The 14,509-nt window shown below is 71.5% G+C and carries 14 protein-coding genes; 8 read left to right on the top strand and 6 right to left on the bottom strand.

The window, feature by feature from the left end; translation table 11 throughout:
* The first annotated feature begins 142 nt into the window (after positions 1-142).
* Genes ACZ63E_RS15415 through ACZ63E_RS15435 form a run of 5 tightly spaced genes read left to right on the top strand, consistent with a single transcriptional unit; the run spans position 143 to position 4,132 of the window.
* Positions 143-1,336, top strand: a complete 1,194-nt coding sequence (locus tag ACZ63E_RS15415) for a PP2C family protein-serine/threonine phosphatase (RefSeq protein ID WP_465336554.1) — start codon at positions 143-145, stop codon at positions 1,334-1,336.
* Complete coding sequence (locus ACZ63E_RS15420; protein WP_465336555.1) at positions 1,336-2,871, top strand: sensor histidine kinase; 1,536 nt, start codon at positions 1,336-1,338, stop codon at positions 2,869-2,871. The genes ACZ63E_RS15415 and ACZ63E_RS15420 overlap by 1 nt, the downstream gene beginning before the upstream one ends.
* Positions 2,855-3,295, top strand: coding sequence for a response regulator (locus ACZ63E_RS15425; protein ID WP_465303295.1), 441 nt, complete (start codon positions 2,855-2,857; stop codon positions 3,293-3,295). The genes ACZ63E_RS15420 and ACZ63E_RS15425 overlap by 17 nt, the downstream gene beginning before the upstream one ends.
* 34 nt (positions 3,296-3,329) lie before the next feature.
* Positions 3,330-3,689, top strand: coding sequence for an STAS domain-containing protein (locus ACZ63E_RS15430; protein WP_465336556.1), 360 nt, complete (start codon positions 3,330-3,332; stop codon positions 3,687-3,689).
* A gap of 26 nt (positions 3,690-3,715) precedes the next feature.
* Positions 3,716-4,132: an ATP-binding protein gene (locus tag ACZ63E_RS15435; protein ID WP_465336557.1), complete on the top strand. Its 417-nt coding sequence runs from the start codon at positions 3,716-3,718 to the stop codon at positions 4,130-4,132.
* A gap of 334 nt (positions 4,133-4,466) precedes the next feature.
* Here the strand turns inward: ACZ63E_RS15435 and ACZ63E_RS15440 are convergent, their stop codons facing one another.
* The 5 genes from ACZ63E_RS15440 to ACZ63E_RS15460 form a co-directional block, all read right to left on the bottom strand.
* Positions 4,467-6,089 (bottom strand): phospholipase C, encoded by a 1,623-nt coding sequence (locus ACZ63E_RS15440; RefSeq protein ID WP_465336558.1) that lies wholly within the window; start codon positions 6,087-6,089, stop codon positions 4,467-4,469.
* Positions 6,090-6,118: 29 nt separating this feature from the next.
* Positions 6,119-7,276, bottom strand: a complete 1,158-nt coding sequence (locus ACZ63E_RS15445; protein WP_465336721.1) for a Dyp-type peroxidase — start codon at positions 7,274-7,276, stop codon at positions 6,119-6,121.
* A 74-nt stretch (positions 7,277-7,350) separates the two neighbouring features.
* The gene (locus ACZ63E_RS15450) at positions 7,351-8,520 is read right to left on the bottom strand and encodes an EfeM/EfeO family lipoprotein (RefSeq protein WP_465336559.1); all 1,170 of its coding nucleotides are present in this window, start codon (positions 8,518-8,520) and stop codon (positions 7,351-7,353) included.
* Between the two features lie 198 nt (positions 8,521-8,718).
* Positions 8,719-9,495, bottom strand: a complete 777-nt coding sequence (locus ACZ63E_RS15455) for an ArsR/SmtB family transcription factor (protein ID WP_465336561.1) — start codon at positions 9,493-9,495, stop codon at positions 8,719-8,721.
* An 80-nt stretch (positions 9,496-9,575) separates the two neighbouring features.
* Positions 9,576-10,268 carry a hypothetical protein gene (locus ACZ63E_RS15460; protein WP_465336562.1) on the bottom strand — a complete coding sequence of 231 codons (693 nt, stop codon included), beginning with the start codon at positions 10,266-10,268 and terminating at the stop codon, positions 9,576-9,578.
* A gap of 275 nt (positions 10,269-10,543) precedes the next feature.
* Here ACZ63E_RS15460 and ACZ63E_RS15465 point away from each other — a divergent pair, with 275 nt between their 5' ends.
* Entirely contained in the window at positions 10,544-11,338 is a 795-nt protein-coding gene (locus tag ACZ63E_RS15465) for a hypothetical protein (protein ID WP_465336563.1), read from the top strand.
* The gene (locus ACZ63E_RS15470; RefSeq protein ID WP_465336564.1) at positions 11,335-13,233 is read left to right on the top strand and encodes a serine/threonine-protein kinase; all 1,899 of its coding nucleotides are present in this window, start codon (positions 11,335-11,337) and stop codon (positions 13,231-13,233) included. The genes ACZ63E_RS15465 and ACZ63E_RS15470 overlap by 4 nt, the downstream gene beginning before the upstream one ends.
* Here the strand turns inward: ACZ63E_RS15470 and ACZ63E_RS15475 are convergent.
* The gene (locus ACZ63E_RS15475) at positions 13,211-13,633 is read right to left on the bottom strand and encodes a hypothetical protein (protein ID WP_465303313.1); all 423 of its coding nucleotides are present in this window, start codon (positions 13,631-13,633) and stop codon (positions 13,211-13,213) included. The genes ACZ63E_RS15470 and ACZ63E_RS15475 overlap by 23 nt on opposite strands.
* A gap of 272 nt (positions 13,634-13,905) precedes the next feature.
* Here ACZ63E_RS15475 and ACZ63E_RS15480 point away from each other — a divergent pair, with 272 nt between their 5' ends.
* Complete coding sequence (locus ACZ63E_RS15480) at positions 13,906-14,460, top strand: AAA family ATPase (protein WP_465336565.1); 555 nt, start codon at positions 13,906-13,908, stop codon at positions 14,458-14,460.
* Positions 14,461-14,509 lie beyond the last annotated feature (49 nt).

Consider the following 14,509-nt stretch of genomic DNA (forward strand, 5'->3'; position numbering starts at 1 on the left):
CGTTACCCACCCGGTGTCCCCCCGAATGCTATAAATCGCTACCTCGTGGGACCGGTTCCACGGGCGTAGGCGGCCGCCGCCGGTGCCGCTAGGGTGATCGTCGGAAATGTGCTGGCCCAGGCAGCCGAACGGGGAGACGCCGGTGACCGCCGCGCACGAGTCAACGTGGGACCCCGGTACCCGCCTGCGCGTGCTGCTGATCGAGGACGACGACGGCGACGCGCTGCTGGTCGAGGAGATGCTTGCGGACACGTCGGTGCCCTTCTCGCTCGAGCGCGTCGACACGCTGGCCGCCGCGCTGGCCGGGCCGCTCACCGCCGACTGCGTCGTGCTCGACCTGCAGCTGCCCGACGCCATGGGCCTGAGCGGGCTGACGAAGCTGGGCCAGCACGCGCCCGGCGTCGCGGTGGTCGTCCTGACCGGGCAGCACGACCAGGCCACCGGTGTCGCCGCGGTCGCGGCCGGCGCGCAGGACTACCTCGTCAAGGACCAGGTGGACGGGCCGCTGCTGGTCAAGGCCCTGCGCTTCGCCCGCGAACGCAAGCGCGCCGAGCACGTCGAGCAGCAGTTCCTGCAGCAGCAGCTGCTCGCCCGGGAGAACGCGCGGCTCGAACGCGGCCTGCTGCCCGTCCCGCTGCTGCGCGACCCGCACCTCGAACTGGCCTCGCGCTACCGCCCCGGCCGCAACGGCTCCCTGCTCGGCGGCGACTTCTACGACGCGATCGAGCTGGCCGACGGCGCCGTGCACGTGATGATCGGCGACGTCTGCGGCCACGGCCCGGACGAGGCCGCACTCGGCGTCGCGCTGCGGATCGCGTGGCGCTCGCTGGTGATGGCCGGGCTGCCGATGGCCGACGTGCTGAGCATGGTCGAGCGGGTCCTGGTGCACGAGCGGATCGAGCCGCTGTTCGCGACCGTCTGCATGGTCGTGATCGCGCCGGACCGAAGATCCCTGCGCCTGTCGCTGGCCGGCCACCTGCCGCCGCTGCTGCTCACCCCCGGCGACGGGCACCTGCTCTCCGGCGAACGCCTCGGCGTCCCGCTCGGCGTGGTCGAAGGCACGAAGTGGGAGGCGCTCGACGTGCCGCTGGAACCGGGCTGGTCGCTGCTGCTGTACACCGACGGTGTGTTCGAAGGCCGTGTCGGCGCCGGGTCCGAGCGGCTCGGGCACGAGCGGATGGCGGAGATCGTGCTCGAGATCCAGCACCAGGCCGGGCTCGCCGGCACCGACCTGCTGGACGAGCTGATCGCCCGCGCCGAACGGCTCAACTCCGGCCCGCTCGACGACGACGTCGCCCTCGCGCTGCTCAGCCACGACCCGGAAGGCGCGGTGTGATGAGCGCTGACGCACGCGGCTGGCCCATCCGCCGCTGGCTCACCCTGCTCGCGGTGGCCGAGGCGGTGCTGCTGCTCGCCGCCCTGGTCGGCGGCGGTGTCGCGCTGAACAACCTCACCGAAGCCCGCAACCGCCTGCTCGACGTCATCGGCGCCCAGCGGCTCGCCGCCATCCAGCTGTCGACGGCCCTGCTGAACCAGGAGACCGGGGTCCGCGGCTACCAGCTCGGCCGGCAGCCGGACTTCCTCACCCCGTACACCGACGGCGTCCGCTCGCAGGCCGACGCGGCCGCCCAGCTCAGGCAGCTCGGGGCCACCCCGGGCACCCAGATCGGCGACGACCTCGACCGCGTGCTACGGGCCGCGTCCACCTGGCAGGCGACGGTGGCGCCGTCGATCACGCCGGCCGCGCCCGCGCCCACCGCGGCGCTCGCCGACCGCAGCCGCACCCAGTTCGACGCGGTCCGCGGCGCCCTGGACACGCAGGCCGCGCACCTGACGGCGTTGCGCGCCGAGGGCCGGGCCGACCTCGACTCCGCGGCGAACTTCCTGACCGCGATGCTCGTCGCTGTCGCGGTGCTGGTCGTCCTGCTGTTCCTGGTGCTGTTCCTCGGGCTGCGGCAGGTCATCACCCGGCCGATCCTGCAGCTGGCCGGGCAGGTCCGCCACGTCGCCGACCAGGACGTCCACCGCCCCGTGCACGGCAGCGGGCCGCAGGAGATCGCCCAGCTCGGCGTCGACGTCGAGGCCATGCGGCAGCGCATCCTCGACGAGGTCGCCGAGCTCGAGCGGGCGCACGCCATGCTGGACCGGCGGACGCGCGAGCTGGAGCGGTCGAACGCCGACCTGGAGCAGTTCGCGTACGTCGCTTCGCACGACCTGCAGGAGCCGCTGCGGAAGGTGGCCAGCTTCTGCCAGCTGCTGCAGAAGCGCTACCAGGGCCTGCTCGACGAGCGCGGTGAGCAGTACATCGAGTACGCCGTCGACGGCGCGAAGCGGATGCAGGTGCTGATCAACGACCTCCTGGCGTTCTCCCGGGTCGGCCGCCGCACCGGCGAGCACGTCACGGTGGACGCCGGCACGCTGGTCGACGACGCCGTCGCGAACCTCGAGGTCGCGCTTTCGCTGAGCGGCGGCAAGGTCGACCGCGGCGAGCTGCCCGAGGTCAGCGTCGAACCGGCGTTGCTGACGGCCGTGTTCCAGAACCTGGTCGGGAACGCGCTGAAGTTCAAGGGCGAGACCCCGCCGGAGGTGCGGATCACCGCGGAGCGCGACGGCGACGACTGGGTGTTCGCGGTGTCGGACAACGGGATCGGCATCGAAGCGGAGTACGCCGAACGCGTCTTCGCGCTGTTCCAGCGGCTGCACACGCGCAGCGCGTACCCGGGCACCGGCATCGGCCTGGCGATGTGCCGCCGGATCGTCGAGCACCACGGCGGCCGGATCTGGCTCGACACCGAGGCCGAGCGCACCACGTTCCGCTTCACCCTCCCGGCGACCGAGACCCTTGTGGGGACGCATGACGCAGACCGCTGACCCGATCGACATCCTGCTCGTCGAGGACGACCCCGGCGACGTCCTGATGACGCGGGAAGCCTTCGAGCACCACAAGATCCGCAACGCCCTGCATGTCGTGAGCGACGGCGTCGAGGCGCTCGAGTTCCTGAACCGCCGGGGGCGCTTCGAGACGGTGCCGCGGCCGGGGCTGATCCTGCTCGACCTCAACCTGCCCCGCAAGGACGGCCGGGAGGTGCTCGCCGAGGTCAAGGCGGACCCGGGCCTGCGCACGATCCCGGTGGTCGTGCTGACGACGTCCGAAGCCGACGAGGACATCCTGCGCAGCTACGACCTGCACGCCAACGCCTACGTCACCAAGCCGGTCGACTTCGAGAAGTTCGTCGAGGTGGTCCGGAAGATCGACGACTTCTGGGTCACCGTCGTCCAGCTCCCGCACCGGTAGCGGCGGCCCGGTGATTGGGGCACGATAAGGGACCGTGACCTCTTCCCCCCGGGATCTTCCCGCCACCGAGCTGACGGTCACGCTCGGCTGGCGGGGGCGGGCCGCGGTGCTGGCCGTGGCGGGGGAGATCGACCTGCTCAGCGCGCCCGAGTTCGAAGACGTCGTCGCGGTGGTGCTGGCCGACGAGCCGGAGACCCTGGTCGTCGACCTGCGCGAGGTGACGTTCTTCTGCTCGGCGGGGCTGCAGGTGCTCGCGGCGGCGCACCGCAAGCTGGCCGAGCGCGCGCTGCGGGTGGTGAGCGACTCCGCCGTGACGTCGGGGCCGCTGAAGACCACCGGGCTCGACACGTGGATCGGCATCCACCCGACGGTCGACGAAGCGCTGGCCCCGTGACGGCCCCCGGAGAGAGGCGAGCCCCGATGCCCGAACCCGTGGGCCCGTTCCGCCGTCGCGAGGTGCAGGCCACGCCCCAGGAGCTGCGGAGACTGCGGCACGACCTGATGGCCTGGGTGCTGGCGGCGGGCGTCGAGCCGGTCCGGGCCGGCGACATCGTCCTGGCGAGCTACGAGGCACTGGCGAACGTGGCGGACCACGCGTACGACGGCGCGGGCCCGGGAATGGTCGACCTGGAGGCCGCGCTGCTGGAGGACCGCCTCGAGGTGGTGATCACCGACCACGGCCGCTGGCGCACCCCGGTCCCGGACCCCCGCCCGGTCTCCCTGCGCGGGCGCGGGCTGATGCTGCTGCGGGCGAGCGCGGACCGGGCGGACATTTCGTCGGGGGAGTCGGGCACGGTGGTCACCTTGGCCTGGGACCTGGCCCCGGTCCGGCCTTGACCGAAACGCCCCGATGCGGTGTGCGTCTGCGCCGGTCGGCGAGGTCCGCTTCGCCTGCGACCACCAGAAATTGGACATGCCGTTCAGCGACCCGGTCCTGAAGCCCGCCGGTCGACCTGGCGGGGGCGCGGCGCGGCGCCGGCGGCGGCCCGGACGTCGTGAGTGACTCATTCATGTCGCTGGACGAAGTGAATGGGTCATTCATGGCGTCTGGACGCGGTCGGTCGGGCCGGATCGGTGGCAGACCGCCGTCCGGTCCTGACCGAAGCGCCCCGATGCGGTGTGCGTCGGACGCACGCCACATCGGGCGCTGTAAGGCCGGTCGGCAAGACCGCTAGCTGTGCTGCACAGCGCCGGTCTTCGGGTCGAGCGTGACCCGCTTCGCCTGCGGCCACCAGAAGCTGAACATGCCGTTCAGCGACCCGGCCCGGCTGTCGAACGACGTGTCGCCGATGCGGCCGGCGAACCAGTTGTCCTCGATGAACTTCAGCACCGAGGTCTGGTCGGTCAGCGTGTGGTCGACGTGGTTCACCTTGCTGTACGGCGAAATCACCATCAGCGGCAGCCGCGGGCCGTAGCCGCAGCGGTCGGCGTACTTGCCCTGCGTCGTCGGCTTGGCCGTGCACACCGACTGGTCCTGCGCGGCGTCGTGGGAGCCGTTGAGGATCTTCGACGCCTGGTGGTCGTACCAGCCGTCGGAGTCGTCGTAGGCCAGGACGATCGCCGTGGACTTCCAGTCCGGGGACTGCTGGATCTTGTTGATCTCCCCGACCACGAACTGCTGCTCGTCCAGCGGGTCCGAGTAGCCCGCGTGGCCGTCCTGGTACTCCGGGGCCTTCAGGAAGCTCACCGCGGGCATCGAGCCGGCCTTGAGCGAGTCGTCGAAGTCCGAGACGTCGTACTGGTGGTTCGCGCGGTCGGTCTGGCCGATCGCCTGCACCGACGACGGCGGGAGGTGCTTCGGGTTCGCCGTCGACGGGTAGTACTGGAACGGCTCGTGGTGCGGGCTGTAGTCGACCGACGCGTTGCCGCCGACGTTGGCGTGCGTCGCGCCGCAGACCGCGTACCCGTTGGCCGACCCGGTCGGGCGGAAGCCGCCCTGGAACCAGCCCCACGTCACGTGACGCTGGTTGAGCAGGTCACCGACGTTGCGGCCGTGCATCGTGGCCAGGTTGTCCTTGCTCGTGTGGTTCTTGTCCGAGCAGTCGTCCCAGGCGGGGTCGGGGTCGTTGATCATCGTGCCGATGCCGTTCGCGTCCGGTGACTGGACGGCGTAGGCGTCGCTGACCGGATCGTGCGTCACCGGGTCGACCGCCTGGACGCCGTGGGTGTTGCCGGAGATCAGGTTGAGCGCGCCCGGCGTGGACGGCCCGAAGTTCGTGTCGAACGAGTTGTCGTTCAGCGCGTAGTGCTGGGCGTAGTTCCACATGCCGGTGACGGTGTTGCCGTCGAAGTAGTCCATCACCAGGCCGGGCTCGCCGAACAGGACCGGCTGGCCGGTGCACTTGTCCGTCTCGGTCTTCTCGACGAACTTGTCCATCTTGCCGCCGTTGAAGGCGGCCTGTTCCGCGCCGTAGTTGTGGTTCTGGTCGCAGGTCAGCGCCTGCTCGTGCGTGAGCCGCTTCGGGTTGTACGCGTTCGGGTTGTCGGTCAGCAGCTTGTGGTCCAGGCCGTTGACCTTCGGGGTGTTCCGCGCGGCCTGGAACGGGGTGCCGTCGGTGTTGGCCGCGTTCGGGTAGGTGCCGAAGTAGTGGTCGAACGAGATGTTCTCGCCGAAGATGACCACGACGTGCTTGATCGGCGTCGAGGTCGGGATCCAGTGGGCGGGGAACAGGTTCAGCGGCTGGGCTTCCGCGGTGCTCGCCGCGGAACCGGTGACGACGGCCAGCACGGCGACCGAGGCCAGGGCCCCGGCGCCGAGCAGGCCGCGCCGACGGCGGCGGATTCTCGTGTCCACAGTGGATTCCTTTCGTGGTGGGTTCGCAGTCAGGCGAGCAAAGCGCGGCCGAAGTGGTCGTCCGGGCCGGTGACGCCCGGCAGCGCGAAGAAGTACCCGCCGCCGAACGGGGAGATGTAGTCGGTGAGCGGCTCGTCGGCGAGCCGCGTCTGGACGGCCTCGAACTGGCGCTCGAGGTCCTGCTGGTAACAGACGAACAGCAGGCCCATGTCGAGGTTGCCGTTGCTGTCGACGCCGCGGTCGTAGTTGACGGCGCGGCGCAGGATCCGGCTGTTGTCGGTCTCCGGGGTGCGCGGGTTGGCCTTGCGGATGTGGCTGGTCAGCGGGATCACCGTGCCGACGGGATCCTCGGCGTAGCGGGGGACGTCCTTCTCGTCGGCGCCGTCGAGCGGGGCGCCGGTGTCGCGGCGGCGGCCGAACATGTTCTCCTGCTCGGTCAGCGAAACCCGGTCCCAGAACTCGACCAGCATCCGGATCAGCCGGACGACCTGGTAGCTGCCGCCGGTCGTCCACGCGGGCTCGCCCCCGCCGTTCGTCCACAGCAGACTGTCCAGTTCGGACCCTTCCGGGTTCGCCGTGCCGTCCTTGAACCCCATCAGGTTCCGCGGGGTGCCGGACGGCCGGGGCGGCGAGCTGAAGCCGTTCATGCGCCAGCGCAGCTGCATGCCGCCGCGGGTGGCGCGGGTGATGTCGCGCAGCGCGTGCAGCACGGTGTCGGTGGAGTTCGCCGAAAGCGTCAGGCTGAGGTCGCCGTGGCACTGCGCCGGATCGAGCGCGTCGTTCGGGAACATCTGCATCGGCTTGAGCTTGGCGGGCTTGAGCTTCGCCAGGCCGTACCGGTCGTCGAACAGGGACGCGCCGGCGCCGAGGACCACCCCGAGGTCGCCGCCCGGCACGACCGGGCCGAGCACCCCCGAGTCGGCGGGCGGTCCGGTGATGCCGAGCGCGGCCGGCGCGCCGCCGCCGGTGAGGAACCGGGCCCGGTCGGTGAGCTCGCGGAAGAGCTCGGTCAGGTCGGCCTTCGATTCGGCGACGACGTCGAACGAGGCGACGATCGTCTGCGTGGGCGGCTGCCGCAGGATCGCGGCCTGGTTGGCGCCGTGGAACACCACCGGCGCCGTGCTGTCGGTGACGGCGGCGGACGCGCCCAGCCCGGCCCCCGCGGCGACGGTCAGGCCGGCGCCCATGGCGGCCCGGCGCAGGAACGACCGGCGGGGCAGGCCCGCGGCCGGGTGCGGCACGGGGCAGCGAGGCTGCTCGGTCACGAAACCCTCCTCGGCTCCGCGATGGCCGCGATCGGGGCGAGCAGCTCGGTCAGCTCGCTGACGTCGGCGTTGAGCTTCTGCCGCTGCTTCGGGTCGAGCTGCGTCAGCGGGACCCAGCTGCCGTCCGGCCGGTGGGCGGCGTCGAGCACGGTCTGCGTGCGCGTCAGCCAGGTGTCCAGCTTCGGCAGCTGCTGGTAGCGCGGCGCGAGCAGCGGGCGGAGGACGTCGAGCACCGCGCGGGTGCCGTCGAGGTTGGCGCGGGCGGTGGCCAGGTTGGTGCCGCTGCCGTAGTCGGTGCGGCCGGTCAGTTCGAACTGCAGCGTGTTCTCCATGATTTCGTGCGCGCGCAGCCCGAGGTCGTTGCCGTCGACCTGGCTCTCGCCGAAGGACGTCTGAAGCGTGTGGGCGTCGGTGTCGATCTGGTCGGCGACGGCGCCGAGCGCGCCCAGGTCCTCGCCGTGCCAGAGGCCCTGTTCGAGCCGGTGGAAGCCGGTGAAGCCCGCGTCGGCGGTGCCGCCGGGCAGGCCGTCGGTGGTGCCGTTGAGCGCGCCGTCGGAGTCGCCGAACGCGTCGTAGGCGGCGCCGAGCCGCTCGTAGGTCAGGTGCGCGGTCAGCCAGGCGGCCTGGCTCGCCGCGCGGTCACCGCCGTGGACGGCGTTCTTCAGCGCGCCGGTGTTCGCGACCAGCTCGCCGAGCCCGGTCACGACGTGCTGCTGGTAGGCCTTGAGCGGGCCGAGCAGGTCGTTGTGCGTCACCGGCGCGACACCCGGCCCGGACCGCTCGGCCCCGCCGCTGACCTGCACCGCGGGCCCGACGATCGCGCTCGCGTCGTCGGGCAGGCACCGGAAGGCGTAACTGCCGTTGCCGAGGTTGACCTGCAGCGGCCGGGTGGTCGCCGCGCCGAGGCCTTCGACCTCGCCGTAGATCACGCCGGTCGCCGGGTCGATCAGGTCGACCTCGGCGGTCACCGAGCCGGTGTTGTGCAGGCGGAACGTCTGCGGGCCGGGTTTCGGGTCCGTCCAGCCGGTGCCGCACGCCGAGCGGGAGACGGCGATCTCGGGATCCTGCGCGTCCGCGCTGTCCGGCCAGAACGCCACGACGGCTCCCGCCGCGACGGCCACGACCACGGCCGCCACGATCCAGCGGGCACGCACTGACCCCGGCACGCGCACTCTCCCGTCACTCGATCGGACCATCACCGGTCACGGATTATGCGAGCCTAACGCCCGGAAAACCGCACCGGAGGGCGTCGAAAGGAGGGAATTCACCCGGACTTCAACCCGGCGCCCACGAAAGGGGGAGAATTCAGACGTTTCCCTGTGCCGGTTCTGTCTGCTTGGGACGATTGGTCCGGTTGGTCCCGCTCACGGAAGGGGGACGCCGGTCTCCAGGAGCGTCTTCAGGCTGGACAGCAGGGCGGGCCAGCCCTGGCTGCACATCTCGCGCGCCGTGCTGCCGTCGTCGAAACCGTCGTGCAGCACCGTCAGCTTCACCATTTCCCCGTGCGGCTCCAGGGTGAACGTGACTTTCGTCCGGCTTTCCGAGCGCAGTTTCGCCAGTGTTTCCTCGTCGATGCCGTTGCTCTTCGCCCATTCCGGCGTGAAAGTGTGCCAGGTGTAGGCGAGCCGGTGGAACGGGTCGGATTCGAGGACGACCTGGTCGGGGTCGCGCGTTTCCGCGCCCCTTTCCGCCCACGTCATCGGCGAGCCCTTTTTCCAGTCGGTGGTGAAGGAGACGCCCCAGTACCGGCTCGTGAAAGCCGGGTCGGTAAGCGCTTGCCAGAGTTTCTCCGGGGTCGTGTTGATGTAGGTGGTGTAGGCGAATTCGTTCATCGGTGTCGACTCCAGGGCTCGTTTCAGATCGGCCAGCGCGCCGGCCCGCTTGCGGTCGTAGCGGGTCATCCAGCGCTCGGCGATCGCGTTGATCGGCGCGGCGTCGAGGTAGTGCAGCTTTTCGCGGCCGCGCCAGGTCGTCGTGACCAGCCCGGCCGCTTCGAGCACGGCCAGGTGCTTGCTCACCGACTGGCGGGCCATGTCGAGCCCCGCGCACAGCTCGCGCAGGGTCCGGCCGTTGCGCTCGTTGAGCGCGTCCAGCAGCCGGCGGCGGCTGGGATCGGCCAGTGCCTTGAAAACCTCGTCCATCACGTCTTCTCCATGACATGCAGCCGTCCAGCTGCCTATTCACGATAGGCAGCCGGACGGCTGCATGTCAACCGGGTGCGTCAGGGGAAGCGGATCACCGCGATGCCGGCCAGCACGAAGAACACGAGGACGACCAGCGTGCCGGTCTGCCCGCCGGAGGACCGGGTGACCACCTGGTCGACGGCCCCGGTCAGCCGCACCCCGCACTCGGCGACCACGGTGTGCCGCCCGGCCTCGATCCGGGTGAACTGGACCGGCGCGGTGAACCCGCCCGAGCTGTCGGTGTAGGCGGAGCCGACCTCGGCGCCGTCGGAGGTCAGCCGCACCATCCGGCTCGGCTCGCACCCCTTGCCGGACGCCGACAGCGTGTCGCCGGGCTGGATGCTCGGCCGGTCGAGCACCAGCTCACCCGGCTTCGGCTCGGTGCTGGTGGTCACCGGCGTGCCGGGGGTCGTCGGGGTGGTGGACGTCGGCGGGGTCGTCGTGGTGGTCGGCGGGGCGGTGGTCGTCGTCGACGGCGGGGTCGTCGTGGTGCCGGGGGTGGTCGGCCGGGTGGTCACCGGCGGCGGTGTCACCGGGGTGGTCGTCACCGGCGGCGGGGTGGTGGTCGGCGAGCCGGTCACGGTGAAGCGGCTGCTCGCGGTGAGCGGCTGCTTGGTCCGGGCGTTGGTGCACGTGCCGGTGACCGGGTAGGTGCCGGGCTGGGCGCCCGCGGGCACGGTCGCCGCGACCGTGCCGCTGGTCTGCTGGAGGGTCGCGTTCCCCGTCCACATCGGGGTGCCGTTCCACGAGAATGTGATCGGGGTGCCGCACGGATAGAAACTCCAGGAAATGGTGAACGAGCTTCCGGCCTTACCGCTCGACGGTTTCAAACCAACCGAAGAAGTGTATTGTGCGTTGGCGTTGCCCGCAAAGGCCAGCAGCAGCACCGTTCCGGCCACGGCGCCGAAAAACAGCCGAACCACGATTCTCATCGGACGTCCCTCCCCGGTGTGTGCTCGCTGTAGCATTCCCGACCAGTCGGATTACGCAAGTAGGGGATGCGCAAATGGGACGTCTCATCGCGGCGGGGGTTGCGTGGGGATTGTGCGTGCTGGTGCTCGGCGCGCCGGCGGCGTCGGCGGCGGGCGGCTCGCTCGAGGTGCAGGCGACGATCGACCGGCGGCCGATCGCGGACGCCACGGTGCCGATCGACCCCGCCCAGCAGGTCGAGCTGCAGGTCGTGGCCACCAACTCCGGCGTCGCGCCGGTGAAGGTCCGCAGCGTGCGGCTCTCCGGGGTCGCCCTCGCACTCACGTTCTTCGCCTACGACACCACAGCGCCGTTCGAAGTGCCGGCCCGTGGCACGATCACCCGGACGTTCGTCCTCGACCTCGGTGACCTGAGCGGGCAGGCGACCGGGCTGCTGCCGTCGTCGGTCGAGCTGCTCGACGCCCAGCGCTCGACGCTCGGCGAGGCGACGACGGTCGCCGACGTCCGCGGCTCGATCTGGTCGGTGTACGGCGTCTTCGGCCTCGCGATGCTCGTGCTCACGATCCTCGCCTGGCTGACGTCGCTGCTGGCGCTGGCCCGGCACAAGCTGGCGCCGAACCGCTGGCGCCGTGGCCTGCGGTTCCTGCCCGCCGGGTTCGGCACCGGCCTGGTCGCGGTGATCAGCCTGTCGGTGCTGCGGCTGGTGCCGCCGGAGCCGGCGATCGAGATCCCGGTGGTGCTCGGCGCCGCGGCCATCGCGTTCCTGCTCGGCTACCTGACCCCGCACCCGGCGCCGCCGGCCGCCGTCACCGCGGGTGACGGCGCCACCGTCCGGATGGCGGTCCCGTCCACGCAGGAATTCACCCGATGAGCGCACCGGCCGAGCTGGTCGCCGCGCTGCCGCAGTACGACATCGGGGCCGAAATCGGCGAAGGCGGCATGGGGGTCGTGTTCGCCGGGACGCACCGGACGCTCGGCCGGAGCGTCGCGATCAAGCAGCTGCCCTGGGACGTGCTCAACCACACCGCGAGCAGCGAGCTGTTCGACCGCGAGGCCCGGGTGCTGGCCAGCCTCGACCACCCGCACATCGTGCCGGTGTACGACTACGTCCGCACCGGCCGCGAGCACCTGCTGGTGATGGAGCGGCTCGACGGCGGCACGGTGCACAGCCGCTTCCACGGCGACGGCGTCAGCGGTGAGCAGGCGTGCGCGATCGGGCTGGCGATGCTGGCGGGATTGCACGCGGCGCACCGGGCCGGGGTGCTGCACCTCGACGTCAAGCCGCGGAACCTGCTCTTCAGCACGCAGGGCGTGATGAAGGTGGCGGACTTCGGCATCGCGCGGGTCATCAGCGAGGGCGCCACACTCGTCACGCACGGCGGCGAGATCCTCGGGACACCGGCGTACATCGCACCGGAGCAGGCGATGGGCAACGCACTGAGCCCGGCGGCCGACGTGTACGCGGCGGGCACGGTGCTGTACGAGCTGCTGTCGCGGCAGCTGCCGTTCGACAACACCCGCGGCGCGATCAGCATGATGCGCCAGCACATGTTCACCGACCCGCGCCCGATCGCGGGGGTGCCGATGCCGATCGCGGGCGTGATCATGCGCAGCCTCGCGCGCGAGCTCGAGGCGCGTTACCGCGAGGCGGAGTCGTTCGCGGCCGATTTGGCTGCGGCGGCCACGGCGGTTTACGGCTCGGGGTGGCTCGAGCGGTCCGGGGTGCCGGTGCTGCACCTGACGCCCAGGGTGATCGCGGGGCTGAATTCGGCGACGACCCCGGCGGCGCCGGGGGAGGCGCGGACGCGGCCGGTGCGGCAGCCCGGGCCTGCGCCGACGTTGACTGCGACGAACGGGTGGCCGGGGGCTGGTTCCTCGGAGGGGCCCGGGCTTTATGCGGATCCGGCCGGGTCCGGTGGGCTGGCGGAGGCTGGGCCCTACGGCGACCGGGGTGGATCCGGGCCGCACGGTGGTTCGGGCGGACCGGGGTCGTCCGGCGGGTCCGGGCCATACGGTGGGTCCGGGCCGTACGCCGATCCCCACTCCGATTCCGCCGAACCCGCGGCGGGTGCGGCCGCCGTGCTCTGGCTGCGGTTGGCCGCCGGGGCCGCCGCCGTTGTGCTGGTCGTCCTCGCGCTGCTCAACCCCGCGCGGCTGCCGCACGAGGCGTCACCCACGCTGAACCTCGGCGGCGCTTCGGTGGCCACGCCGGTCGAAGTCGACCTCAGCAAACCGCTGACGCTGACCGGCCCCGGCAGCGCGGGCCCGGTCGCGATCGACCTGGCCGCGGCCGGGATCCCGCTGGGCTCGGCCGAGGCCCAGGCGAAGGCCGACGGCAACGGCTTCACCGCGCAGCTCACGTTCCCGGGGATCTCGCGGTGGATCGTCGGCGGCGCGGTGACGGCCACCGTGCGGACCGGCCCGGCCACCCAGACGTTCACGCTCCTCACCAGCCAGCACCCGCTGGCCAGCGCGATGGGCGCGGGCAGCCTGATCCTGGCGCTGTTCGCCCTCGCCTACCTCGAATCCGGGCTCCGGACCATCCGCAACGGCCACCGGTGGCGCGGCGCGGCCGTCGGCGGGCCGGTGCTGGGCATCCTGTTCGGCGCCGCGGTGTGGCTGTGCGTTTCGGTGCTGCGGGTGCACGAGCCGTCGCCGGGGTTCGGCGCCGGGTGCGCGGTGGCCGGCGCGGTCGCGGCCGGACTGGTCGTCGCCGCGGCGCGCCGCCGGGCGTCCACTGTGGTCAGTCGACCATCCGGACGGTGACGTGCGGGCTGTAGCTCTTGCGCCGGCTCCACCCGTGTTCGGCGCAGAGGCTCAGCTGGATCGCGCGGTCGGCGGGCGCCCAGTAGCCGGTGCGGACGAAGTAGCCCTCCATCGTGGTGAGCGCGCCGAGGCGCTTGCGGGCGGAGCACATCTCCCAGCCCCACTGGCGGCCCGTCTTCTCGACGCCGTTGCGGCGCACGGACAGGCACGGGTTGCCGACCGCGCGGATGTCGGCGTCCCCCTCGGTGACGTAGATGACGCCGTCGACCTTGTAGAAGCGGTTGTTGTCGAGCAGCGAGACCTGCCCGGAGAGCGTGACCCCGACCCGGCCCCCTTCGTCGCCCGTGAGCGTCCAATCGAGACAGAATTCCTGGACCGGGAGTTCCAGCGACTGGGTCATGAGGTTTCCCCTGTTCTAGCCGAGCGTCCCTTCCAGAAGATAAGGATTTTCCGGACGCCGGGAAGGCCTGTGGACGATCTTCACCCGAAGCGGTTCCGCCGTCGGATGCCTTGGGACGCATGGGTTTTCAGGCGAGTGGGTGAAGTGAAGGACAGTGCGTGAGAACCGGTGCTCGGCCGGGTGGTGTTCACCGCACAGGTGGTCTTTCGTCCACTACGCTCCGTGAACAGAAGGTAAAGGAACCATTACCTTCGCTGGGGCGTTGAGCGGGCATGAGCGAGCCCACTGTCATCGAGCTCGGGCCGCGCGACATGCTCGTGGTCGCGGGCCTGCCCGGAGCGGGCAAGACGACGATGCTCCGCCACGCCGCGCCCGGCCTCCCGGTCCTCGACTCCGACCAGGTCCGCTCCCGCCTGGCGGCGGTGGCGCCGGCGGTGCCGTACCGGTGTTACCGGCCGGTGGTCCACGCGTGGCACCGAGTGCGCATCGTCCGCCGCGCGATCGAGGCGGAGGGCCCGATCGTGGTCCACGAGCCGTCGACGCGGGCATCGACCCGGGCGCTCCTGGCGGTGGTGGGCCGCTTGACGGGCCGTTCGGTACGGCTGTTGTTCCTGGACGTGACGGCGGAGCAGGCGCTCGCGGGCCAGCGCAGCCGGGGGAGGCTGGTGCGGCCGCGGTCGTTCGCGCGGCACGTCCGGCGGGCGGGGAAGTGGCGGGAGGAGTTGCTGGCCGAGCGGGTGCCGGTGGGGTGGGAGAGCGTGCAGGTGGTCGATCGGGCGAAGGCGGGTCGGACGCGGTTGGTGGCCAAGCTGCTGGTGACCTGCTGACGGACGTCATGAATGAGTCACTCACTGCGCCGGACGTCATGAATGAGTC

This window comes from Amycolatopsis sp. NPDC104819, from assembly GCF_055583145.1.

Bases quoted from the DNA above. Each gene is read 5' to 3' on its own strand.
- ACZ63E_RS15420 (WP_465336555.1), top strand. From the start codon at position 1,336: ATGAGCGCTGACGCACGCGGCTGGCCCATCCGCCGCTGGCTCACCCTG.
- ACZ63E_RS15425 (WP_465303295.1), top strand. From the start codon at position 2,855: ATGACGCAGACCGCTGACCCGATCGACATCCTGCTCGTCGAGGACGAC.
- ACZ63E_RS15435 (WP_465336557.1), top strand. From the start codon at position 3,716: ATGCCCGAACCCGTGGGCCCGTTCCGCCGTCGCGAGGTGCAGGCCACG.
- ACZ63E_RS15445 (WP_465336721.1), bottom strand. From the start codon at position 7,276: ATGGGCGCCGGCCTGACCGTCGCCGCGGGGGCCGGGCTGGGCGCGTCC.
- ACZ63E_RS15455 (WP_465336561.1), bottom strand. From the start codon at position 9,495: ATGGACGAGGTTTTCAAGGCACTGGCCGATCCCAGCCGCCGCCGGCTG.
- ACZ63E_RS15460 (WP_465336562.1), bottom strand. From the start codon at position 10,268: ATGTGGACGGGGAACGCGACCCTCCAGCAGACCAGCGGCACGGTCGCG.
- ACZ63E_RS15465 (WP_465336563.1), top strand. From the start codon at position 10,544: ATGGGACGTCTCATCGCGGCGGGGGTTGCGTGGGGATTGTGCGTGCTG.
- ACZ63E_RS15470 (WP_465336564.1), top strand. From the start codon at position 11,335: ATGAGCGCACCGGCCGAGCTGGTCGCCGCGCTGCCGCAGTACGACATC.
- ACZ63E_RS15475 (WP_465303313.1), bottom strand. From the start codon at position 13,633: ATGACCCAGTCGCTGGAACTCCCGGTCCAGGAATTCTGTCTCGATTGG.
- ACZ63E_RS15480 (WP_465336565.1), top strand. From the start codon at position 13,906: ATGAGCGAGCCCACTGTCATCGAGCTCGGGCCGCGCGACATGCTCGTG.